The sequence below is a fragment of the Pantoea sp. Ae19-2 genome (assembly GCF_059801205.1).
The window spans coordinates 1,475,360-1,498,761 of sequence record NZ_JBCHWE010000001.1 but is presented as its reverse complement, the minus strand read 5'-3'; the positions used below and the strand labels follow the sequence as shown (position 1 = coordinate 1,498,761).

Sequence of the window (23,402 nt, the reverse complement as noted above, 5' to 3'; positions counted from 1 at the left end):
AAAAAGCATAATCCACTGTGCAATGGTTTACATTCAGTGTGATCACAAAGTGGAAACATCCTCTAAACAATTCAACTATTTCACCTCTTTTTTCATCCGCAGGTAACTAAAATCATTTCACCCACTTAAATTCAGAGAGTTATGCGCCAATAGTGAAAAAAGCAGGCATAAATGACATTGTCTATAGTTAATTCCACCACTTTCAGGAGAATCATTCAAAGCGCGCCTTTTAGCTCAATTCCAGTATATTATGCTAATAAATACCTGCAATGTAGTCGGTAGAGCTATTTAATCCCAACCCCTTAAACCTGAAATGATTTTTCTGCCAAAGAATTCGTTTGAGTTCCCGGTTCGGATAAGCGACAGTGAACTATCATTGATATGTTCACTCAGTTTTTTTGGGTTCCCTTTCTCAGGAAGAGCCTTAAATAAATCGCAACGGGCAACCCCACCGCGTGAGCCCGTTCGCCAAAACAGAGGTGCGCTATGACAACAATCTTTGACGATTCACTCATGGACAGCAAACGCATCAGCGATGGACCCGACTGGACCTTCGACCTGCTTGATGTCTATCTCGCTGAAATCGACCGCGTAGCCAAACACTACGGTCTGGATACCTACCCGCACCAAATCGAAGTGATCACCTCAGAGCAAATGATGGACGCCTACTCAAGCGTAGGAATGCCCATCAACTACTCGCACTGGTCTTTTGGCAAAAAATTTATTGAGACCGAGCAGCGCTACAAGCACGGCCAGCAGGGCCTGGCTTACGAAATCGTGATCAATTCCAATCCCTGCATCGCTTATCTGATGGAAGAGAACACGATGACCATGCAGGCGCTGGTGATGGCGCACGCCTGCTACGGGCACAACTCCTTCTTCAAGAATAACTACCTGTTTCGTAGCTGGACCGATGCCAGCTCCATCGTGGATTATCTGTTGTTTGCAAAGAATTATATTTCTGACTGCGAGGAGCGTTACGGGGTTGAAGAAGTGGAACGCCTGCTTGATTCCTGCCACGCGTTGATGAACTACGGTGTTGATCGCTACAAGCGTCCCCAGAAAATTTCGTTGCAGGAAGAGAAAGCGCGGCAAAAAAGCCGTGAAGAGTATCTGCAGAGTCAGGTGAACACGCTCTGGCGTACGCTGCCGCGCAAAGAGAAAGAAGCCACGCTGGTTGAGGCCGCGCGTTACCCTTCAGAGCCGCAGGAAAACCTGCTCTACTTTATGGAAAAGAACGCGCCCCTGCTCGAATCCTGGCAGCGGGAGATTCTGCGCATAGTGCGTAAGGTGAGCCAGTATTTCTATCCCCAGAAACAAACCCAGGTCATGAATGAAGGCTGGGCCACCTTCTGGCACTATACCATCCTGAACCACCTTTACGATGAAGGCAAAGTGTCCGAGCGCTTCATGATGGAGTTTCTCCACAGCCATACCAACGTCATCTATCAGCCACCGTATAACAGCCAGTGGTATAGCGGGATTAACCCCTATGCATTAGGTTTTGCGATGTTCCAGGACATCAAGCGCATTTGCCAGTCGCCAACCGAAGAAGATCGTTACTGGTTCCCGGATATTGCCGGTTCTGACTGGCTAAAAACCCTGCATTTCGCGATGCGGGAATTCAAGGATGAAAGTTTTATCAGTCAGTTCCTGTCGCCAAAGGTTATGCGCGATTTCCGCCTGTTTACCGTACTGGATGACGATCGTAATAACTTTCTGGAGATCGCTGCTATCCACGATGAGGCGGGCTACCGTGCGATTCGTCAGCAGCTCTCCGCTCAGTACAACCTGAGTAACCTGGAGCCCAACATTCAGGTTTACAACGTTGACCTGCGTGGCGATCGTTCCCTGACGCTGCGCTATGTCCCGCAGAGCCGTGCGCCGCTGGACAAAAGCCGCCGGGAAGTGCTTAAACACGTGCAACGACTATGGGGATTTGACGTTATTCTGGAACAGCAAAACGAAGACGGGAGCGTTGAGCTACTGGACCGTAATCCACCGCGTAACGCCCCGCTTTAAGCGGAATAAAAAAAACCGGACGCCATGTCCGGTTTTTTATTAACGTTTGCTGCCTAAATCGTCCGGCAACGTTTTTTGCATCGAATGCCAGATATCGCCACTCTGACGACCATAGCGACGGACACATTCAACGATTTCGTCCTGGGTAGGCTCTTTGTCACACAGGTTGAGCAGCGTTTGATAAAAATCGCGTGCCACCTTACGCGCTTCCGGGTTGGAAAAGTAGTGGCGTCCAACGCGGGTGTAAAGCCCTTTAAGCCCATTCAGGATCAGGCCATAAATTGGGTTGCCTGATGCGAACGCCAGCCCGCGAAACACCCGGTAATCCAGTTCGGTATAGCTGTCTACCTGGTCTTCAGCACTGTTTACGGCTTCCAGCACCTCGCGTGCCTTCTCTGGATAATGGCGTAAGGCGCGACTGATAAAGATCGAAGAAATATTGGTTCGGACAGATAACAGGTTATCGATCAGGGCGGGTACGCTGTCATGATCGAGACGCGCCAGGGTTTCAAGAATATTGAGACCCGAGGTTTCCCAAAAATTATTCACGCGAGTAGGTTTGCCGTGCTGAATCGTCAGCCAGCCGTCACGCGCCAGACGCTGCAGCACTTCGCGCAATGTTGTACGTGTTACACCAATCAGTTCAGAAAGCTCACGTTCAGCAGGAAGAATGGATCCAGGCGGAAAACGGCTGTTCCAGATGCTTTCAATTATATACTCTTCAGCAAATCCGGCTGGACTCTGCGCCTTAATAACCATAACTGTGTGTTCTCATTGCTTTCTGGATCGTAATGGGGACTCATCATACCAGACGCCCTATAGCGGATACAGACTGCACAACCATTAAAAGCGCGGTTTAGCACAAAATTAAGACAGATTACCGCGATCATTACGGCCGTATTTACGCCAGCCTTACCTCAGCGTTTTGGGCGGGCGCATTGCTACCACGCGGTTCCCTTGCTTGCGGGATTTAACGCGCAAAAGAACATCAATATCACGCGGTTATCAGAATTTTTGTTAAGTCATTAATCTGGATCAGTGCCAGGTCATGTTTGTACATAATTTTTACCCAACGCAGGATGGCGCGCAGCGACTTTTGGTTTACACTGCGGGGCATTAACGTTTACAGGGAATGCAATATGTTGCGATATTTAAACCAATGTTCGCGTGGTCGCGGGGCCTGGTTATTACTGGCCCTCTCTGCACTGGCCTTGGAGCTTACGGCGTTGTGGTTCCAGTATGGTTTGGGCTTCAAACCCTGTGTGATGTGTATTTATGTGCGCTGTGCGCTGTTTGGCGTAGTGGCTGCAGGGCTTATCGGGTTTCTTCTACCACGTTCACCGTTGCGGCTGGTGGCCATTCTGGTCTGGATCTACAGCGCCTGGGAAGGCCTGCGGCTGTCTTACGAACACACGATGATCCTGCTGCATCCCAATCCTTTTGTGACCTGTGATTTCGCGGCCCGTTTTCCAACGTGGCTGCCGCTGGATAAATGGCTACCGTCGGTGTTCGTCGCCAGCGGAGACTGCTCAGATCGTGGGTGGGAATTCCTGTCGCTCAGCATGCCACAGTGGATGATCGGTGTTTTCGCTGCCTATCTGTTGGTCGGCATTTTGGTTCTGATCGCGCAGCCGTTAAAACCTAAGCGCCGGGATCTATTTGGCCGCTAACGTTAAAAAGGCTGCCACTGGCAGCCTTTAATGTATGTGCATCAGCCGTTACGATCCGGCCGATCAATAATGTGATCTTCCCAGTCACGCACTTCGCTTTCCCGCACCGCAATATAACGCACCGAAATACGTTGAGCATGCATCTCGGTTTTGGAGCCCGCGCGCAGCGGATGCCAGGCCGGGAGCGGCTTCCCCTCGCCCAGCAGCCGGTAGGCGCAGGTACGGGGCAGCCAGTTGAAGGTGGTCAGGTTTTCGCGCGTCAGCTTGATACAGTCTTCTTCAAATTCAAACCGACGTTCGTAATTGCGACACTGACAGGTCTTTATATTGAGCTGATTACAGGCGACGTTGGTGAAATAGATTTCATCCGTATCGGCGTCCTGTAATTTGTTCAGGCAGCACTGGCCACAACCATCACACAAGGATTCCCATTCCTCATCGCTCATTTGTGCCAGGCGCTTATGTTGCCAGAAAGGGGTTTCAGTCATGATGATTGTCCAGATTTAGCCTAAACCGCACCTTATAAAGATATTGACGCGATGATGCAAGTTTTAGAGTACGCGCGTGCTGATGCCGTGGCCCGCAACAGAAACCTCAAGCGTATCGCCCGAGCGCATCGGCCCCACGCCTTCAGGCGTGCCGGTCAGGATGACATCACCCGCATGCAGGGTAAAATACTGACTCATATGTGCAATCAGTGGCAGAATTTTGTGGATCATATCGGCGGTGTTGCCCTGCTGGCGAACCTCACCGTTGACCACCAGCTTCAGCTCGGTATTCTGCGGGTCGCCTGAGAACTCAGCGACCGGAATAAATCCCGACACCGGACAGGCGTTATCAAAGGCTTTCGCTTTTTCCCACGGCTGCCCGGCTTTTTTTAAGCCTGCCTGCAGGTCACGCAGGGTTAAATCCAGCGCCACACCGTAACCGGCGATCGCTTGCGCCACGTGCGCTTCTGAAGCCTGCTTCAGGGTGGTGCCTATCAGTACGGCCAGCTCAACTTCGTGGTGCACTTCACCAAACTCATCGGGAACAGATAAAGGCTGGCGCAGATCGCACAAGGCCGTTTGCGGCTTAATAAAAATAACCGGCTCGGTCGGTGTCGCACTGCCCATTTCTTTGATGTGTTTCGCATAGTTGCTGCCCACGCAAACCACTTTGCTCACGGGATAATCTAACAAAGCGCCTTGCCAGTTACGATGCTGATACATGCTAATCCCCTGCTTAGAGTGCCGAAATGCCAGTCATGTCGGCGGATTGACGTTACTGACAGACAACACCTAAAGCCAGCCTGCCAGCTATCACTGAGATGCATAAACCTGACAGATGCGCGAGAATTGTCAATAAGTCAGCCAGGCTATTTGTGCGTCGCCGCCTTCATCTGACCGGTCAGGTTGCAAACAGCGCGCCGCAGCGGCGCGACTGTGCAATTATTATTCAGCCTCACGGGAATATAAATTTGCTGATGACGGCCCTGCAAAATTTATATTAAAGGAACAATCCGAGTTAATCTTTTCTATCCAGTTCGAGATGCGTTTTTAACAAACTTTCGATGGGTGGTGGAATTTGCAAATAATATCCCTGCTCGCTTAACCCCTGCTTCACTTTATTGATGTCCGCATTGGCCAGTTTGTCGCGCTGGGCCAGGTTCACCACCATCGCTAACTGAGGCTTACCAAAGCCTTTTAGCAGGGCCTCAGGAACGCGCGAAAAATCGTCTTTTTTTTCAACGTAGAGATAAGTCTGGTCGCGGACGGGACTTCTGTAGATCACACAAAACATATTTTTTACTCGAATTAACCAGCCGTGAGGCTTGTTTGAATATAGCGGTAACTATAACATGCTTGCAGTACTTCGAATATTCGCCGATCGCGCTTTAACGATGCTTTTATGATCGCTTAGCACAGGGTAGTAAAACAGGACTGAGTCGGGACAGATGCCGCAATCGCCAATCGAATTTAAGGGAAGCAGTTTTACCTTGTCCGTTGTTCATTTGCATCACCATGAGCCAGAGGTGATCCGCAAAGCGCTACAGGACAAAATTGACCAGGCTCCAGATTTCCTGAAAAACGCACCCGTGGTGCTGAATGTTGCGGCCCTTGATGCGGCCGTAAACTGGAAACAGATGCAGCAGGCCGTCAGCGCAACGGGGCTCCGTATCGTCGGCGTCAGTGGATGCAAAGACGAGGCGCTGAAAAAAATGATCGCCCGCGTCGGTCTTCCGGTGCTGGCCGAAGGTAAAGAGAGCCACAAGCGCGAAGCGCCGGAGCCGGAGTCAAAACCCGTTGCGACGGAAGCGCTGGTGGCGAAAACACGCATCGTTAACACGCCGGTGCGTTCTGGTCAGCAAATCTATGCCCGCAATGCGGATTTGATTGTCACCAGCAGCGTCAGCGCCGGCGCGGAACTGGTTGCCGATGGCAATATTCATATCTATGGCATGATGCGCGGCCGCGCGCTGGCGGGTGCCAGCGGTGACAGAGATTGCCAGATTTTTTGCACCAACCTGGCAGCAGAGTTGGTTTCTATCGCCGGGGAGTACTGGATCATGGATCAAATCCCCGAAGCGTTTTTTGCTAAAGCGGCACGCCTCTGCCTTCAGGACGGCGCGCTGACTATCCAGACACTTAATTAGGCCCCTTTTCTTTCGTTAAGGAAATCAACATTTATGGCACGCATTATTGTAGTTACATCCGGTAAAGGGGGCGTTGGTAAGACCACGTCAAGCGCGGCCATCGCCACCGGTTTAGCGCAGAAAGGCAAAAAAACGGTTGTCATCGACTTTGATATCGGCCTGCGTAACCTTGATTTAATCATGGGCTGCGAACGCCGTGTGGTTTATGATTTTGTTAATGTCATTCAGGGTGATGCCACGCTGAACCAGGCATTGATTCGTGATAAGCGCACAGAACAACTTTATATTCTGCCTGCCTCGCAGACCCGCGACAAAGACGCCCTTACCCGCGAAGGTGTTGAGAAGGTGCTGAACGATCTGGCAGAGATGGCGTTTGACTTCATCGTTTGTGACTCGCCGGCCGGCATCGAAACCGGTGCGTTAATGGCGCTCTATTTTGCCGACGAAGCCATCATCACCACGAACCCGGAAGTTTCCTCTGTACGCGACTCTGACCGTATTCTCGGTATTATTTCTTCCAAATCCCGCCGTGCGGAAACCAGCCAGGAACCGGTTAAAGAGCATCTGCTGCTGACCCGTTACAATCCTGGCCGCGTGAATCGTGGCGATATGCTGAGCATGGAAGATGTTCTGGAAATCCTGCGTATTCCTCTGGTCGGCGTCATCCCGGAAGACCAGTCGGTTCTTCGTGCCTCTAACCAGGGTGAGCCGGTAATTCTCGATGGTGAGTCTGATGCTGGTAAAGCCTATGCCGATACCGTTGACCGGTTACTCGGTGAAAGTCGCCCCTTCCGCTTTATTGAAGAAGAGAAGAAGGGTTTCCTGAAACGCCTGTTCGGGGGATAAACCATGGCATTACTTGATTTCTTTTTATCCCGGAAGAAGAACACTGCCAACATAGCCAAGGAAAGGCTACAGATTATTGTGGCAGAACGGAGAAGGGGCGACAGTGAGCCCCACTATCTTCCGCAACTTAAGCGTGACATTCTCGAAGTGATTTGCAAGTACGTGAAGATTGATCCGGACATGGTGACGGTTCAACTCGACCAGAAAGGGGATGATATCTCCATTCTGGAACTGAACGTCACGCTACCTGAAACGGAAGACGTGCCTAAATGACGTCGACCGTTTCCTGATTTTCCCCTGCGCTGTACTGGCAGGGGAAATTTCTTACATCTCGGCAAGGATGGTCATAATGCCGGGTTTCAGCACATCGCCTCGCCAGCCTGTTAACAGTTCAGGTTCGCGGTTTTGTGGCTTCAGCCCCCAGTGCTGACTCAGTACCTGATTGATCTGTCGGCGCGATGCCAGCAGTTCCTGACTAAACCCGCTCTGCTCACTTACCTGCTGCACCAGTGCTTTGATCGCTTTAAACGCCCGCTTATAGTTCACATGATCGACCAGATTGCTTAACGGCGGCGGCAGCTCGCTTTCAGCCAGTCCGGCTGCGTCTGCGACCTGCGCCAGCATCGCCCTGCCGTGAAAACGAATCTCATGGCCAGACAAGCCCAGGTGATCTAACTCACCCTGCGAGCCCGGCATGAAACGGGCGACTTTCCACAGGTTCTCTTCCCGCACCACAAAATTCACTGCCATGTCTTTTTCTCGGGCAACCTTGAGCCGCCAGGCCGCCAGACGTTGCAGCGCCGCCAGCTGGCGCGGACGCAGCTGCCAGGCATTGGTGATATCGCGCCAGGCATCTTCCGGCGCTAAGCTATCCAGCCGACGCTGGCACAGGTTTTCACATTCGCTCAGCGCCGCCGCCATGTTCCCTGCCTGCTCAACCTGTTGCATGAGTTGATGAGCAATCGGCAACAGGTAATGCACATCGGCAGCGGCATACTGGCACTGCCGTTCCGTCAGCGGACGCGCCAGCCAGTCCGTGCGCGCCTCACTCTTATCTAATTCGACCTGGGTAAAGTGCGCCACCATGGAGGCAAATCCCCAGGAAAGCGGTTGACCGCTAAAGGCCGCCAGAATCTGTGTATCAATCATCGGCTGTGGCAGTACAGCAAAACGGTGCAGGAAGACTTCCAAATCTTCGCCGCCCGCGTGCAAAAATTTCGTGACGCGGGTATCCGTTAACAGTTCGATAAACGGTGACCAGTCACGGACAGGTAACGGATCGATCAACACCAGCTGTTCGCCATCAAACAGCTGAATCAGTCCCAGCTGTGGATAGTAGGTACGGGTACGGACAAATTCCGTATCCAGGGCGACGGCCGTATGCTGGCGTGCTTTGTTGCACACCTCGGCCAGGCGATCATCGTTATCGATCAGGGAATAGTTCACGTTCAGTTTTCACCGCAGCCGACAACGTGCGGTGCTCCATGTTAAAAGCAATAAAAACGCCGGACAGAGCCGGCGTTCAACCTGAATCCTGACGGTGAATCAACCCGTGTGGGTTTTCACCTCGTCGCGCAGTTCACGACGCAGAATTTTTCCTACATTCGTTTTGGGTAGTTCATCGCGGAACTCAACGATTTTCGGCACTTTGTAGCCGGTGAGCTGACGACGACAGTGATCGAGCAACTCTTCTTTGGTCAGCGAGGGATCTTTCTTCACCACACAGACCTTCACCGCCTCGCCCGACAGTTCGCTGGGCACGCCAATCGCAGCCGCTTCGCGCACTTTGGGATGCTGCATCAGAACGTCTTCAATTTCATTCGGATAGACGTTAAAACCTGACACCAGAATCATATCCTTTTTGCGGTCCACGATACGGATAAATCCTTCGTGGTCAACGGTAACAATATCCCCGCTGTGGAGCCAGCCATTTTTCAGGACTTCTGCCGTGGCCTCCGGATGCTGCCAGTAGCCATGCATCACCTGCGGACCCCGGATACACAATTCGCCGGGCTCTCCGGTTGGCACTTCATTGCCGTTTTCATCCAGAATGATCACGTCCGTTGAGGGCACCGGTAAGCCAATACTGCCCGTGTGGCAGCTAATGTCATAAGGATTGACGGAGACCAGCGGAGAGCACTCGGTCAGACCGTAGCCTTCCAGTAAATAGTGGCCGGTGAGTTTTTCCCAGCGCTCAGCGACGGCCTTTTGTACCGCCATCCCGCCCCCGGCAGAGAGGCGCAGGGTAGAAAAATTGAGTTTGGTAAAGCCATCGTCATTAAGCAGCGCGTTGAACAACGTATTCACGCCGGTAATGGCGGTAAACGGATATTTGGCGATCTCTTTAACAAAACCGGGAATATCACGCGGATTGGTGATCAGCAGATTCTGCCCACCCAGCTCAACAAACAGCAAGCCGTTAACGGTCAGCGCAAAGATATGGTAAAGCGGTAACGCTGTGACAACGCACTCCTTGCCATCCCGTAACAGCTTGCCGTAGGTGGCTTTCGTCTGTTCAAGGTTTGCCTGCATATTCCGGTGCGTCAGCATGGCACCTTTCGCCACGCCTGTCGTGCCGCCCGTGTATTGCAGAAACGCCAGATCCTCATTACTGACATCCGGGCGCTGATACGGCATTTTCTCTCCGGCTTCCAGTACGTGGCGAAACGCTATCGCACCCGGCAAATGGTACTTTGGTACCAGTCGCTTCACATACTTCACCACAAAGTTCACAAGGGTGGCTTTGACCGGTGCAAGCTGGTCGCCCATGCGGGTCAGAACAACGTGTTTGATCGCGGTCTCACTGACGACTTTTTCTAACGTATGCGCAAAGTTAGAGACAATAACGATCGCGCTGGCACCGCTGTCATTAAGTTGGTGTTTTAATTCGCGCGGCGTATAGAGTGGGTTGACGTTGACCACGACCATTCCGGCCCGCAAAACGCCAAAGAGCGCAACCGGATATTGCAGCAGATTAGGCATCATCAGGGCAACACGGTCGCCCTGTTTCAGTTTCAACTCATGTTGCAGATAGGCGGCAAAGGCCCGACTTTTTTCGTCCAGTTGGCGATAGGTCATCTTTTGACCCATGTTGTAAAAAGCAGGTTGCCCGGCGTAACGGGAAACGGCCTGCTCAAACAGATCAACCAGAGAGCGGTAACGATCAGCATTAATTTCGGCAGGGACGTCTGCCGGGTAGCGTTTTAGCCAAACCTTATTCAAGGATTCACCCCGATAATCTTGTTGTGTACTCATCGCCGCCTCGATAATCGCATTTGTTAACAATATTTTAACTGATTGTACCAGTTTGCTCTTCTTGTCATGTTGAGGTTGCGAAGTCCATCACTAAATTTCGTCTTTGCAGACAATACAAATAAAAAGCCCGGCAGCGAGCACCGCTACCGGGCTGAATAAAACAGGTAATGCTTACTGTGTCAGGATAGTTTCAACCTGTGCGGGCCCGCTGTTATACATTCCCCAGTACGGGTTAGGTCCCCAGTAGCCACCACGATGGCGCGTCGGGCCATACCAAATCCACGGGTCAATGGGCTGCGGAGGCGCAACAATCTGGCGCGTCAGATGCCAGCGCTGATAGCCACGAACGTCGATGACCACAAACTGATAGGTGGCCTCGCCAATTTTGCCCTGCTCAGTGCCCTTTATCGTACCGAGCACCGTAACGTACTGATCTTTGACATCCGTCGGATCGACGAAGCCGGGAATGTCGGCATAGATGCGACCCACAGAGCTGGCGCCCAGTACGGGACGCGCGCCCTCATCCAGCGGCTGCGTCGCTATTTCCAGCCGGGTTTTGCCGTTACGGTTGAACACGTTAACCACCTTGCCGCCAAAGCGCGATTCCTGACCGACATAGATGGCCGGATCTTTCATCACCCGCAATAAGTCCTGCTGGGGCATGGCGGAATTGCCCTTAATATTATCCGGCACTGAAACACAACCACTTAAAACCAGGGCGCAGGCCAGTAGCAGACCGGCAACACCGTGACGACGAATTGACATGGGTATTCTCCTGAAAGTTGCTGTTTAGAGTGCTCCGATAACAATAAGTTGCGTCACGTTTCAGCGTCCAGGCAGTTTTTTCCAGGCCACCTCGTTTCTCAGATAGGTGGGTTCTGCGTTCTCAGGCAATACCGTCGCGCCCTGCTGCAAAGCGGCGACGGCCAAGGGCAACATATCTTCTGCCGCAGGCAGTTCCACATGGCTGTTAACCAGCTGAAGAGCATGGCCCTGCTGGAGATTCGGCCAGGCCTGCCAGCCGGTTCCGGCAGTAAACCATTCGCCCTCCAGCGCCTGCATCCGCGTAAAGGCCGCGGCGGGCGACAGTACGCTCTCGCTCGCTTCACCCTGCCAGTGACCCTGCTCATCACGCTGATACTCGGCCCAGTAGACTTCGCCCATACGGGCATCTATCGCGGTTAATACCCGCGTGGCGCCGTGCAGCCGCCAGGCGCCCTGCGCCAGCGTGGCCAGCGTAGAGATGCCCGCCATGGGCAACGCCGCGCCCAGTGCCAGCCCCTGAGCGATCCCGATACCAATACGCACGCCGGTGAAGCTGCCCGGACCGCGGCCAAATGCCAGCGCATCAAGTTGTGTTAGTTCCAACTGCTGAGACTGCAGCAGTTCTGCCACTAAGGGTAAAATTCGTTGGGTGTGATCGCGCGGCGCGATCTCAAAGCGCGCATCAATCTGCTGCCCGTTGAGCAGGGCTGCAGAACAGGCTTCTGTCGCTGTATCCAGCGCTAAAATTCGGACCGACATAACGACCTCAGAGGATTCAAAAACGGCGCGCATCTTAGCATAAAATTACGCGTCAGGTTGCTGACGAATAAAGGCAATAGCCTGCGCGATATCCCGCGTGCGTGGAGTGGGCGGCAGGCTGTTAAGAAACAGCGCGCCATAAGGCCGGGATACCAGACGCTGGTCGCAAATCACCAGCACGCCACGATCGTCGGTATCGCGAATCAAACGGCCAACGCCCTGTTTCAACGTAATCACGGCGTCGGGCAGTTGCACGTCACTGAAGGGATCGCCTCCCCGCAAACGGCAGTCTTCCATGCGGGCTTTTAACAGCGGATCCTCCGGTGAGGTAAACGGCAGCTTGTCGATGATGACCAGCGACAGCGCATCGCCACGTACGTCCACCCCTTCCCAGAAGCTGCTGGTAGCCACCAGCAGGGCATTGCCCTTTTCGATAAACTGTTTCAGCAGTTGCCCTTTACTGGTTTCGCCCTGCACCAACACCGGCAACGTCATGGAGGCGCGGAACTCGGCCGCCAGCTCACGCATCATCAGATGTGAGGTACATAAGAAGAAGCAGCGGCCTTGGTTTGCATCGATCAAGGGCTTCATCATTTTAGCCAGCTGACGTGCGCCACCGGGACGATTCGGTTCCGGCAGATTGCGGGGAACGCACAGTAATGCCTGCTGTGAGTAGTCAAACGGGCTACTGAGAATCAAACTCTTCGCCTTGCTCACGCCTAACCGATCGGCAAAATGGTCCATCTTTTCATCGACGGCCAGGGTCGCTGAGGTGAAAATCCATGCCGCTTTGCGGTCATCCATCATTTCCCGGAAGCGTTCGGCCACGGATAACGGCGTTAGCGCCAGCACAAAGTGCCGCGATGTGCATTCATACCAGTAACTGAATCCCGGTTCGCTGATGGATCGTATTCGCTTCAGTCGCGTACGGTAAAGCGCTGCGCGTTCAAAGGCCGCATCAAGCAGCGCAGAACGCCCGAGTGAGAGTTTAATGACGTCATAGCACAGTTCCAGGGCATCATCGAGCAGCGTGAACATGCGCATGATGTTGTTATCACTGAGCAAGTCCCGCAGATTTCCGCGATAGCCAGGTTCGCCCAGCGCCAGCCGAAAATCCTGAGCGCACTGAGCCAGCCTGTCGGCCGATTTTTGCAGTTGCTGAACGTCACGCACTTCGGTGCGATAGGCAATAATGATGTCTTTCGCCAGATCGGCTAACTGACGGCTGGAGATCTGCTGACCGAAATACTGGCTGGCGATATCCGGTAACTGATGGGCTTCATCAAAAATCATGACGTCCGCTTCAGGGATCAGCTCACCGAAGCCCCCCTCTTTCACCACCAGATCGGCAAGAAAAAGATGATGATTGACGACGATCACATCGGCATCCATAGCCTTCTTGCGCGCTTTGACGACAAAACACGCTTTATACTGCGGGCAATCGCTTCCCAGACAGTTGTCGTTGGTACTGGTCACCAGCGGCCATATCGGACTGTCTTCCGTCACGTCTGCACAGGCGCTGATATCGCCGTCGACGGTGTGTGAGGCCCAGGCGCGCAGCGTCACCAGGTCGGTAAGCGACTGAACGCTCAGATCGCCGCCGGTGGCAGACTGCTGATCCATCCGCTCCAGGCACAGGTAGTTAGATCGCCCTTTAAGCAGCGCCGTTTTACCGGTAAATTTTAGCGCGTTAGCGATGGTGGGCAAATCGCGAGCATAAAGCTGATCCTGCAGGGCTTTTGAGCCCGTGGACACAATCACTTTTTTATTGGCGCGTAACGCCGGTGCCAGGTAGGCATAGGTCTTGCCCGTCCCCGTGCCCGCTTCAACAACCAGCTCACCGCTGCTCTGCACGGCCTCGGTGACAGCCTGGGCCATTTCACGCTGTGCTTCACGCGGTTTGAACCCCGTAATACGCTTTGCCAGCGCGCCATCTGATGCAAAATCGTCTGCCACGTATCCTCTCAATTCCGGCAAAAAACACTGTATATTATGTCAGTCTTTCCCGCCTTAAGGAAATTGCTGACGCGGGCGTCTCCATTATGCTAGCTGGATGCAGGGAATGCCGCTAATGACTGATATAAAGCGCACCCGCCGCCAGGATCACCCATAAAACCGCCAGCGTGATAAACCCCTGTCTGGCCGAACGCGACATGCCCACAAAAGTTGACACCACCACAGACAGCAACGCCAGTGCGCCAAACATCACCCAAAACAAATATTGCGTATTCGCCATGCCTTCTTCCCAGGAGTCCTGAACTGATAAGCGACGTTTTATACCATTTTTCCGGCCACGATGCGCGACCGACGCCCGCAGGCGTTTGCAATGGATGACAATGGCATCGGGAATATGTCAGGCTAGGCGTCCAAAAAATAAGGAGAAGATGATGAGCATTACGCGCATTGATCCCGAACATCGTATGTCCGAAGCGGTTGTTCATAACGACACGATTTATTATACCAGCGTGCCTGAAAACCTTGATGCGGATGCCGAAGCGCAAACCGCCAATGCGCTGGCGGTGATTGACGCCCTGCTTACACGCGTGGGCAGTGACAAAAGCAAAATCCTGGATGCCACCATTTTTCTGGTCGATAAAGCTGATTTTGCGGCAATGAACCGCGCCTGGGACGCCTGGGTTTCACCCGGCAATGCCCCAGTGCGCTGCACGGTTCAGGCAGCCTTAATGAATCCGAAGTATAAAGTCGAAATAAAAATTATCGCCGCGCGTTAACCCCGGTTCCGGGCGTCAGCCTTCGTCGTCTTCATCTTCGAAGCGCGCCCGAATCAGTTCTCCGGTGTGACTTTCACGAATTTCCTGCGCCACCAGGGTTATCGCCTCGCCGCTGGACATGCCCTCTGCCATTAACTGTTGAATGCGTTCTACCGCGCGTTGCTGCTGGTCGTGTGAAAGTGCGGGTAATCCTGTAATCATGTTTCACTCCTGCTTTAGGGCTGCCATTATTTCATGGGGAACAAACAGGTGCCAGTCAGGAAAAAATATGTCAGTCTAACGGCATTTCTGATGTCAGATTTTGTGCTCAATGAACGTTCAAACTCATAACCTACGTTATTCTCCTGACGCCCTTACGCACTATTTTTCCCGTATTGCGCATCTGCCATGGGCGATGCTGCTGTCGTCAGGGCACGCCGATCACAGCGATAACCGTTTTGATATCCTGACCGCCGATCCCCTTACCACACTGACGACGCGTGGCAGGATAACAGAAATTCGCCATGCACATGGCCATGAAAACAGTGAGGACGATCCTCTCTCTCTCGTGCAGCACTACTGCAACGCGTTGGGCATCTCCCCAACACGCCATCCGGATTTACCCTTTGTGGGCGGCGCGCTGGGGCTGTTTGGCTATGACCTGGGACGGCGCTTTGAGCAGTTACCTCAGATCGCCACCGCCGATCTGCAGACGCCGGATATGGCGGTGGGCATCTACAACTGGGCGTTAATTGCCGATCATCATCGTCAGACATTGACCCTGGTTGCTGTAGAGGATGTTGCGCAGCGGCTCAGTTGGCTGGAAGGCTGGCCCACACGCGAAAGCGCGCCGTTTTCACTGACCAGCGAATGGTCCGCTAACCTCAGCGTTGATGACTACGCGGAACGTTTTCGCAAGGTCCAGGCCTATATCCAGGCGGGTGACTGCTACCAGGTCAACCTGTCACAGCGCTTCAAGGCCGGTTATCAGGGTGACGAATGGCGTGCGTTCTGCTTGCTGAATCAGGCTAATCGCGCGCCTTTCAGCGCTTTTTTACGCCTGCCGGATAGCGCCATTCTCAGCCTTTCCCCCGAGCGCTTTATGGCGCTGGATCAACACGTCATTACGACCCGCCCGATTAAAGGTACGCGACCGCGTGACAGCGATCCGGTGCAGGACGCCGCCCTGGCCGAAAGTCTGCGGACGTCCGCCAAAGACCGGGCAGAGAATCTGATGATTGTCGATCTGCTGCGTAATGATATAGGCCGGGTCGCCGTGGCCGGTTCCGTAAGCGTACCCGAACTGTTTGTGGTGGAGCCCTTTCCGGCAGTGCATCATCTGGTCAGCACCGTTCGCGCCACGCTGCCCGAAAATCTGCAGGCCTGCGATCTGTTACGCGCCTGCTTTCCCGGCGGTTCGATTACGGGTGCGCCGAAAATTCGTGCAATGGAAATTATCGATGAACTGGAACCGCAACGCCGTAACGCCTGGTGTGGCAGCATCGGATATCTGAGTGTGTGTGGTCGTATGGACACCAGTATTACGATTCGTACGTTGATTGCCGAAGATCATTACCTCTACTGTTCGGCTGGCGGCGGTTTAGTGGCCGACAGCGAGCTGGAATCGGAATATCAGGAAACCCTGGATAAGGTCAGCCGCATTTTGCCCGCGCTGGAAAAAGGGGCCTGAATGGCGTTGACCCTGGCGGATTTCCGCACCCGCTTTCTGCTGCAGCCCCCTCAGCAACCTACGCAGCCGCTTTCTGGGCGCCATGCGGCGGTGTTAATTCCCATTGTTGCACGTCAGCAGCCCGGTCTTCTGCTGACCCAGCGTTCACACGGGCTGCGTAAGCACGCCGGTCAGGTGGCTTTTCCCGGTGGCATGCAGGACCCCGAAGATGGTTCGCTGGTCGCTACCGCTTTGCGGGAAGCGCAGGAAGAGGTGGGCATTTCACCCGCTCAGGTGGAGGTTTTGGGCTGCCTGCCTGCGGTGACCAGCAGCACAGGATTTCAGGTCACGCCTGTGTTAGGCATCATCCCGGACCGCCTCGCGCTGCGCATCAACCCCGATGAAGTGGTGAGTACTTTTGAAATGCCCCTGACCGAAGCGTTGCGCCTCAGCCGCTACGCAGAGCTTGACTACTACCGCGCCGGTATTCGCCATCCTGTGTGGCTGTCGCGCTATCAGGATTACCTGGTCTGGGGCATGACAGCAGGCATTATTCGTTCACTGAGTCAGCAAATTGCGTTTTAGTTGACGCAGCTTTCATTTTTAACCCTGTTTACGGGCTTCCGCGCGATCCCACACTATAATTTTTTTTCGTGGTTTTAATTAGTTTATTTCATGCGAAAAGCAGCGCGTTCATCCTGCTTCGCCGTTTACTATTAGCGCCATAAACTGCCACGGCAGGGTAAGTTTTTTTTGTGAGGAGTGTCACCCATGATTTCGGTTTTTGACATGTTTAAAGTGGGCATTGGCCCATCCAGTTCTCATACGGTCGGTCCGATGAAAGCGGGTAAGCAGTTTGTGGATCTGTTGTCTGAACAGGGCAAACTGCATGAGGTGACACGCATCGCCGTCGATGTCTATGGTTCCCTCTCATTGACCGGTAAAGGTCACCATACCGATATCGCTATCATCATGGGCCTGGCGGGTGAGTCACCTGACAGCGTAGACATTGATTCAATTCCTGCCTTTATCAAAGACGTGCAGCAGCGGGAACGTCTGCTGGTTGCGAAAGGCGCGCATGAAGTCGATTTTCCTCGCGAAGGCGGCATGGTCTTCCGCAGCGAGAACCTTTCTCTGCATGAAAATGGCCTGCGCCTGCTGGCGTTTTCGGGCGATCTGCTGGTGTTGTCAAAGACCTATTACTCCGTTGGCGGCGGCTTCATTGTCGATGAAGAGCATTTTGGTCAGTCTGCGCTGGATGAAGTTTCGGTTCCCTGGCCTTTCCACTCGGCAAAAGAGTTGTTGTCGCACTGCCGTGAAACCGGGCTTTCCCTGTCAGGGCTGGTGATGAAAAATGAACTGGCACTGCATTCGCGTGACGACATTAACGCCTATTTCGCAACAATCTGGCAAACCATGCAGGCCTGTATCGATCGCGGCCTGAATACCGAAGGCGTGCTGCCCGGTCCCTTGCGCGTGCCGCGCCGCGCCGCGTCACTGCGCCGCCTGCTGATCTCCTCTGCCAAGCACTCTAACGATCCCATGGTCGTTATTGACTGGATTAACATGTTTGCTCTGGCGGTAAATGAAGAGAATGCCGCCGGGGGGCGCGTGGTCACCGCACCAACCAACGGTGCCTGCGGCATCGTGCCAGCCGTGCTGGCCTACTACGACCACTTTATCGAACCGGTCACGCCCGATATCTTTATTCGCTATTTTCTCGCCTCCGGCGCGATCGGCATTCTTTATAAAATGAATGCCTCTATCTCCGGTGCCGAAGTGGGCTGTCAGGGCGAAGTGGGCGTTGCCTGTTCTATGGCTGCAGCCGGTCTGGCGGAACTGTTAGGTGCCAGTCCAGAGCAGGTCTGTGTCGCTGCGGAGATCGGCATGGAGCACAATCTGGGTCTGACCTGCGATCCCGTGGCGGGTCAGGTCCAGGTGCCCTGCATTGAACGCAATGCCATTGCCTCCGTGAAGGCCATCAACGCTGCACGTATGGCCCTGCGCCGCACCAGCGAGCCGCGCGTTTCGCTGGATAAGGTCATTGAAACCATGTACGAGACAGGAAAAGACATGAATGCCAAATATCGCGAGACCTCCCGCGGCGGACTGGCGATAAAAGTTCAGTGTGACTAATATTTTTTGAGATTTGTTTCTAACTTTCTGCTTTTTAACCAGTGCATTAGTCAGCCCTGCCTGCTATAAATATTAACAATGTTAAAGCGACCTTCGGGTCGCTCTCCTTTTTTTATGACCTTTCATTTTACGCTCAGGTCCTAAATTTGCTTCGGGCCGTGCCGATAACAACCCAGCTATATCTATTTTCTGGTTTTGGGAAGGTGATTCTTGATGTTCATGGCCCAGCAATATGTTGGACAATACAGACGTAAGCGATTGCTTATTGCGCTGGTGATTGCTTCGATTGTTCTTACATTAACGCTGGCTTTTCGCTATTTTGAAGAAAAATCACGTATTCAAAAGCGAGCAATCAGCTTTGCCGACACGGCGATCACGCGTTTCGATCGCATGTTTTCACCTCTCGACGTCTCAGCGAACAACATGCTGGGCCTGGTGGGTATGCCCTGCCAGGATGCCCGTTTTCCATTAATTGAAAAGATTTCGTCACTACAAACGGTGCGCGCTGTTCTGTTGGTCGATGGGGACACGCTCTACTGTTCCAGTATTTTTGGCACCCGGGACATCTCATTTAGTCAGACCTACCCCGAACTGGCCCTTAACGATCGGCGCATGGTGTTATCCACGGATGAGTATCTGCTTAAAGGTTCACCCGTTTTATTACTGTGGACGCCAACGACGCTGGATAATCGTTCTGGCATTCTTCAGGCCATTAATATTGAATTAATGAGCAGCTACCTGCTGGAGCCGCAGGCGCCCTGGGTTGAACGGGCCATTTTTAACGTCAACGGTAAAAGCCTGGAATACGGTAATCCGTTGATTGAGTCCACGCAGCCTTCTGAAGATGAAGTCACCTATACCGAGGCCTCACTGCGTTATCCTTACACCGTGACGCTCTATGGTCCGTCACCTTCCCGCCTGGCGCTGGAATCTTTACCCTCGCAGTTGCCGCTGGCGCTGATGCTGAGTTTACTGATTGGCTACGTGGTCTGGCTGGCGACCGCCAATCGTATGAGTCTGAGCTGGCAGATTAGTTACGGCATTACGGCCAGGGAGTTTATGGTTTACTGCCAGCCGTTGATCAATGCTCGTACGTCTGAGTGTGAAGGCATTGAGCTACTGTTGCGTTGGCACAATCCTCGGCAGGGCTGGATTCCGCCTGACGTCTTTATCCCTCTTGTTGAGCGTCAGAACCTGATTAAGCCGTTAACCCGCTTTGTACTGAACCGCGTTGTCGAAGCCTTACCCGATCTTCCGCATAGCCCTCATTTTCACATTGCCATTAACGTGGCTGCCAGCCACTTCCGCGACCGCGCCATTCTGGAAGACCTGCAAACGCTTTGGTGGCCCGCCGAGCCCGTTCCCACGCTGGTTGTTGAATTAACCGAACGTGATGCGCTGCCCGTCGTCGATCAGGCCGTAATTTCTCAACTGCACGACATTGGGGTGCGTCTGGCGATTGATGATTTCGGCACCGGGCACAGCTCGTTGTCCTACCTGAAAGATTTGCAGCCGGACGTGTTAAAGCTGGATAAAATTTTTACCGCGTCAATTGGCACAGATGCCATCAACGCCATCGTGACGGATATGGTGATTTCTCTGGCACAGCGCCTGAACATCAGTCTGGTTGCGGAAGGCGTTGAAACCGAGGAACAGGCCCACTATCTGAGGGATCGGGGCGTGGAACATTTACAGGGCTATTACTTTGCCCGCCCCATGCCGCTGGAGGACTTCCCGGAATGGTTGCGTCAGCACCAGCTTACCCTCGGCCTGTAATGCGATAAAAGTGTGCCATCGCGTTATTCCGCGCAAAAAAAACGCATCACGGAGTGATGCGTTTTATCTTCAGGTGTGGCCTTAACCTTCTTCTTCGTCGTCGTCACGCTGATCTTTGGTTACCCGGACCAGATCAATGCGGTACTCCGTCGCGTCGATAATCTGGAAGTGCAGCGGTTCGATATCGATCACGTCGCCGGGCTTAGGTAACTGCCCTTTTTGCGCAATCAACAAGCCAGCCAGTGAAGCATGATCTTCCTCCGGCTTCACCAGCTCATGGAAGTCCAGGAGCTGCTGCAGAGAATGCAGGTCAGTGCCGCCTTTTACTAACCAGCCGTCGCCATCCATGATGATATCCGGCGTTTCATCTTCATCCGGGAATTCACCGGCAATCGCTTCCAGCACGTCCAGCGGCGTAATTAAGCCCTGCACCACACCAAACTCGTTAGTCACGATCACGAAGCTACCTTTGGCACGACGCAGCACGCCGAGCAGGTTAATTGGGTCAAGCGTTTCCGGCACAATAATCGTCGGTGTGCTGGCGGCAAAGGTCGCGACGTCAACGCCGTGATCCAGCGCCACCAGCAGCTCTTTGGCCCTGACCACGCCGATGATCTCATCCAGTTCCCCCCGACACACCGGGAACAGGCTGTGCGGCGTATCCAGAAGTTGAATACGAATTTCATCCACAGGACGGTTGGCATCCACCCACGAAATATCGCCGCGCGGTGTCATAATGCTGCGGATGGAACGTGACGCCAGCGTCAGTACGCCGTTAATCATGTAGCGCTCTTCATCTTTAAACGCTTCCTGCGGCATCGCGACGGCAATCGCCTGCTCTTCAGTGCTCGCAGGTGCGCTCTGCACCCGGTTACGTCCCCCCATCAACCGCAGAATGGCCTCGGCGGTGCGCTCACGCATCGGACGATGGGACTGATGACGAATGAAGTTGCGACGGGCAATCTGATTGAACAACTCGATAAGAATCGAGAAACCAATCGCCGCATACAGATAGCCTTTCGGAATATGAAAGCCAAAGCCTTCAGCCACCAGTGACAGGCCGATCATCAACAGGAAACTCAGACACAGCACCACAACAGTAGGATGCGCGTTAACGAATTTGGTTAGCGGCTTGGAAGCCAGCAGCATCACCACCATCGCAATCACGACCGCAGTCATCATGACCGGCAGGTTATTCACCATCCCTACCGCCGTTATCACGGCATCCAGTGAGAAGACCGCATCCAGTATGACAATCTGGGTCACCACCGCCCAAAAGCTGGCGTAGCTACGGTTACCGCTGTTTTCCAGCTGACGGTTTTCCAGCCGCTCATGCAGTTCCATGGTGGCCTTAAACAACAGGAATATCCCGCCCGCCAGCAAAATCAGATCGCGTCCGGCAAAGCTAAAATCCCCCACGCTGAACAGAGGGCGCGTCAGGGTTACCATCCAGGAGATAAGTGACAACAGCCCCAGGCGCATCACCAGTGCCAGAGAAAGACCAATTAACCGCGCTTTATCACGCTGCTTAGGAGGCAGCTTATCCGCAAGAATGGCAATAAAGACCAGGTTATCAATGCCGAGTACGATTTCCAGCACGATGAGCGTGAGCAATCCCGCCCAAATTGAGGGGTCGAACAGAAATTCCATTAGTGACTCCAGAAAAAGGATGTGATTACGCTAACGCATGCCCGCGTCGAAGGACGTGACAGAGAGAAGCCCGGAAAAGCAGAGAAAACGCGGTCTGGCGTAAATTGGCGCGCTGAAGAGCGCAAAGACAAGGTTAAGCAACGTCGGTGACGATCCATAAGGGTGGGCTGCTGCCCGCTACTCCTGAATAATAAACAGATCGCTAATGTATCAGTTCGTACAACGAGGTCAAAAAATTTTCCTGTTTTTACATTTTCGCCAGACGGCATTGAGTGACATAAAAACTCAACTTCCCTCTTTCATGCTGCAAATAACCAACCAATGTCACAAAATTTATTTTTTCGGACACTAAAATAAATCCGGCATCACGTAGTGAGTTAGTTATCCCTGCAATGTTGAAGTCAGGTTAAATCACATTAACAAGATTTGGATATTGTTAACGCGATAATTCTTAACGGTTCCTCAGGTTCTGAGGAACTAACAAGCGAACGGAGGTAGCACGTGACCATTGCTCTTGTAATTGGTACACACGGCTGGGCAGCGGAGCAGCTGCTAAAAACGGCAGAGATGCTTTTAGGCGAACAGGAAAATGTGGGATGGATTGATTTTGTCCCGGGAGAAAACGCGGACACGCTGATTGAGAAATATCAGGCAAGACTGACAGAACTGGACACCTCACAGGGCGTGCTTTTTCTGGTTGATACCTGGGGCGGCAGCCCTTTCAATGCAGCCAGCCGGCTGGTCGTTGATAAAACACATTATGAGGTGGTCGCCGGGGTAAACATTCCCATGTTGGTGGAAACCCTGATGGCGCGGGATGATAACCCCTCTTTTGACGAGCTGGTGGCCATTGCGGTAGAAACCGGTCGCGAAGGCGTTAGAGCCTTAAAAGCACAACCTGAAGAAAAACCCGCAGCGGTTGCCGCCTCGCCCTCCGCCCCGGCCAGCGCCCCGCATGCCAGTCGCCCTCTCACCCCCGACGACCATATGAACATTTGCCTGGCACGCATCGACGACCGCCTGATTCATGGGCAGGTCGCTACACGCTGGACCAAGGAAACCAACGTCAGCCGCATCATCGTTGTCAGCGATGAAGTGGCCAACGACAACGTGCGCAAAACGCTGTTAACCCAGGTGGCACCGCCGGGCGTCACCGCGCATGTGGTGGGCGTCGATAAGATGGTGCGCGTCTGGAATAACCCCAAATATGCCCGGGATCGGGTCATGCTGCTGTTTACCAACCCGACGGATGTCCTGCGGATTGTTGAGCAAGGGGTTGATATCAAGAGCGTTAACATTGGCGGCATGGCTTTTCGCCAGGGTAAAACCCAGGTCAACAATGCCGTCTCGGTCGATGAAAAAGATATCGCCGCATTTCGCCAGCTTAACGCGCGCAACATCGAACTTGAGGTGCGTAAAGTTTCGGGCGATCCAAAACTAAAAATGATGGATCTGGTGGCAAAGGTGAGCGCATAACGCGCCAGCCGTCTTTTTCTATCCTGTAGAGG

Annotated in this window: 23 protein-coding genes; 11 read left to right on the top strand and 12 right to left on the bottom strand. The window is 53.3% G+C overall.

Going from position 1 to position 23,402, the window contains the following annotated elements:
* Window positions 1-486: 486 nt before the first annotated feature.
* Window positions 487-2,022: a SpoVR family protein gene (locus tag AAIE03_RS06915; RefSeq protein ID WP_013025999.1), complete on the top strand. Its 1,536-nt coding sequence runs from the start codon at window positions 487-489 to the stop codon at window positions 2,020-2,022.
* 39 nt (window positions 2,023-2,061) lie between these two features.
* On the opposite strand, the gene fadR is transcribed toward AAIE03_RS06915, so the two are convergent.
* Window positions 2,062-2,781, bottom strand: coding sequence for a fatty acid metabolism transcriptional regulator FadR (gene fadR / locus AAIE03_RS06910; protein WP_013026000.1), 720 nt, complete (start codon window positions 2,779-2,781; stop codon window positions 2,062-2,064).
* Window positions 2,782-3,161: 380 nt separating this feature from the next.
* On the opposite strand from fadR, the gene dsbB reads away from it, so the two are divergent.
* Entirely contained in the window at window positions 3,162-3,692 is a 531-nt protein-coding gene (dsbB, locus tag AAIE03_RS06905) for a disulfide bond formation protein DsbB (RefSeq protein WP_024472129.1), read from the top strand.
* Window positions 3,693-3,733: 41 nt separating this feature from the next.
* On the opposite strand, the gene ycgN is transcribed toward dsbB, so the two are convergent.
* The 3 genes from ycgN to AAIE03_RS06890 form a co-directional block, all read right to left on the bottom strand.
* Window positions 3,734-4,180: a cysteine cluster protein YcgN gene (gene ycgN / locus AAIE03_RS06900; RefSeq protein ID WP_013026002.1), complete on the bottom strand. Its 447-nt coding sequence runs from the start codon at window positions 4,178-4,180 to the stop codon at window positions 3,734-3,736.
* Between the two features lie 63 nt (window positions 4,181-4,243).
* Window positions 4,244-4,903: a fumarylacetoacetate hydrolase family protein gene (locus tag AAIE03_RS06895; RefSeq protein ID WP_483279482.1), complete on the bottom strand. Its 660-nt coding sequence runs from the start codon at window positions 4,901-4,903 to the stop codon at window positions 4,244-4,246.
* A 295-nt stretch (window positions 4,904-5,198) separates the two neighbouring features.
* The gene (locus AAIE03_RS06890) at window positions 5,199-5,474 is read right to left on the bottom strand and encodes a YcgL domain-containing protein (RefSeq protein ID WP_013026005.1); all 276 of its coding nucleotides are present in this window, start codon (window positions 5,472-5,474) and stop codon (window positions 5,199-5,201) included.
* Between the two features lie 154 nt (window positions 5,475-5,628).
* Here AAIE03_RS06890 and minC point away from each other — a divergent pair, with 154 nt between their 5' ends.
* The 3 genes from minC to minE are packed head-to-tail and all read left to right on the top strand — an operon-like array spanning window position 5,629 to window position 7,446.
* On the top strand, window positions 5,629-6,327 hold the full coding sequence (gene minC / locus AAIE03_RS06885; protein ID WP_013026006.1) for a septum site-determining protein MinC: 699 nt from the start codon (window positions 5,629-5,631) through the stop codon (window positions 6,325-6,327).
* A 33-nt stretch (window positions 6,328-6,360) separates the two neighbouring features.
* Window positions 6,361-7,173, top strand: a complete 813-nt coding sequence (minD, locus tag AAIE03_RS06880; RefSeq protein WP_014593844.1) for a septum site-determining protein MinD — start codon at window positions 6,361-6,363, stop codon at window positions 7,171-7,173.
* A gap of 3 nt (window positions 7,174-7,176) precedes the next feature.
* On the top strand, window positions 7,177-7,446 hold the full coding sequence (gene minE / locus AAIE03_RS06875) for a cell division topological specificity factor MinE (protein ID WP_010616394.1): 270 nt from the start codon (window positions 7,177-7,179) through the stop codon (window positions 7,444-7,446).
* 51 nt (window positions 7,447-7,497) lie between these two features.
* Here the strand turns inward: minE and rnd are convergent, their stop codons facing one another.
* From rnd to AAIE03_RS06845, 6 genes are all read right to left on the bottom strand, one after another.
* Complete coding sequence (rnd, locus tag AAIE03_RS06870; protein ID WP_013026009.1) at window positions 7,498-8,619, bottom strand: ribonuclease D; 1,122 nt, start codon at window positions 8,617-8,619, stop codon at window positions 7,498-7,500.
* A 99-nt stretch (window positions 8,620-8,718) separates the two neighbouring features.
* The gene (gene fadD / locus AAIE03_RS06865) at window positions 8,719-10,395 is read right to left on the bottom strand and encodes a long-chain-fatty-acid--CoA ligase FadD (protein ID WP_143121504.1); all 1,677 of its coding nucleotides are present in this window, start codon (window positions 10,393-10,395) and stop codon (window positions 8,719-8,721) included.
* A gap of 204 nt (window positions 10,396-10,599) precedes the next feature.
* Window positions 10,600-11,193: a Slp/YeaY family lipoprotein gene (locus tag AAIE03_RS06860; RefSeq protein ID WP_013026011.1), complete on the bottom strand. Its 594-nt coding sequence runs from the start codon at window positions 11,191-11,193 to the stop codon at window positions 10,600-10,602.
* Window positions 11,194-11,253: 60 nt separating this feature from the next.
* Complete coding sequence (gene tsaB / locus AAIE03_RS06855; RefSeq protein WP_498562898.1) at window positions 11,254-11,952, bottom strand: tRNA (adenosine(37)-N6)-threonylcarbamoyltransferase complex dimerization subunit type 1 TsaB; 699 nt, start codon at window positions 11,950-11,952, stop codon at window positions 11,254-11,256.
* 45 nt (window positions 11,953-11,997) lie between these two features.
* The gene (gene yoaA, locus AAIE03_RS06850) at window positions 11,998-13,908 is read right to left on the bottom strand and encodes a DNA repair helicase YoaA (RefSeq protein ID WP_498562897.1); all 1,911 of its coding nucleotides are present in this window, start codon (window positions 13,906-13,908) and stop codon (window positions 11,998-12,000) included.
* A 112-nt stretch (window positions 13,909-14,020) separates the two neighbouring features.
* Window positions 14,021-14,188, bottom strand: coding sequence for a hypothetical protein (locus AAIE03_RS06845; protein WP_498562896.1), 168 nt, complete (start codon window positions 14,186-14,188; stop codon window positions 14,021-14,023).
* A gap of 151 nt (window positions 14,189-14,339) precedes the next feature.
* Between AAIE03_RS06845 and AAIE03_RS06840 the strand changes: the two genes are divergently transcribed.
* Entirely contained in the window at window positions 14,340-14,684 is a 345-nt protein-coding gene (locus AAIE03_RS06840; RefSeq protein WP_014605705.1) for a RidA family protein, read from the top strand.
* Window positions 14,685-14,699: 15 nt separating this feature from the next.
* Here AAIE03_RS06840 and AAIE03_RS06835 read toward each other — a convergent pair whose 3' ends face one another.
* Entirely contained in the window at window positions 14,700-14,885 is a 186-nt protein-coding gene (locus AAIE03_RS06835) for a YoaH family protein (RefSeq protein ID WP_013026016.1), read from the bottom strand.
* A 109-nt stretch (window positions 14,886-14,994) separates the two neighbouring features.
* On the opposite strand from AAIE03_RS06835, the gene pabB reads away from it, so the two are divergent.
* The 4 genes from pabB (at window position 14,995) to pdeD (ending at window position 20,244) form a co-directional block, all read left to right on the top strand.
* A complete protein-coding gene (pabB, locus tag AAIE03_RS06830; protein WP_498562895.1) occupies window positions 14,995-16,353 on the top strand; it encodes an aminodeoxychorismate synthase component 1 in 1,359 nt (452 codons plus the stop codon).
* Complete coding sequence (locus AAIE03_RS06825) at window positions 16,354-16,917, top strand: CoA pyrophosphatase (RefSeq protein ID WP_013026018.1); 564 nt, start codon at window positions 16,354-16,356, stop codon at window positions 16,915-16,917. It begins immediately after the preceding gene.
* Window positions 16,918-17,103: 186 nt separating this feature from the next.
* Window positions 17,104-18,468 carry an L-serine ammonia-lyase gene (locus tag AAIE03_RS06820; protein ID WP_014593850.1) on the top strand — a complete coding sequence of 455 codons (1,365 nt, stop codon included), beginning with the start codon at window positions 17,104-17,106 and terminating at the stop codon, window positions 18,466-18,468.
* 213 nt (window positions 18,469-18,681) lie between these two features.
* A complete protein-coding gene (gene pdeD, locus AAIE03_RS06815) occupies window positions 18,682-20,244 on the top strand; it encodes a cyclic di-3',5'-guanosine monophosphate phosphodiesterase PdeD (RefSeq protein WP_014593851.1) in 1,563 nt (520 codons plus the stop codon).
* 81 nt (window positions 20,245-20,325) lie between these two features.
* Here the strand turns inward: pdeD and AAIE03_RS06810 are convergent, their stop codons facing one another.
* Window positions 20,326-21,894, bottom strand: coding sequence for a TerC family protein (locus tag AAIE03_RS06810; protein ID WP_014593852.1), 1,569 nt, complete (start codon window positions 21,892-21,894; stop codon window positions 20,326-20,328).
* 501 nt (window positions 21,895-22,395) lie between these two features.
* On the opposite strand from AAIE03_RS06810, the gene manX reads away from it, so the two are divergent.
* A complete protein-coding gene (gene manX, locus AAIE03_RS06805) occupies window positions 22,396-23,370 on the top strand; it encodes a PTS mannose transporter subunit IIAB (protein WP_014605701.1) in 975 nt (324 codons plus the stop codon).
* The last annotated feature ends 32 nt before the right edge of the window (window positions 23,371-23,402 follow it).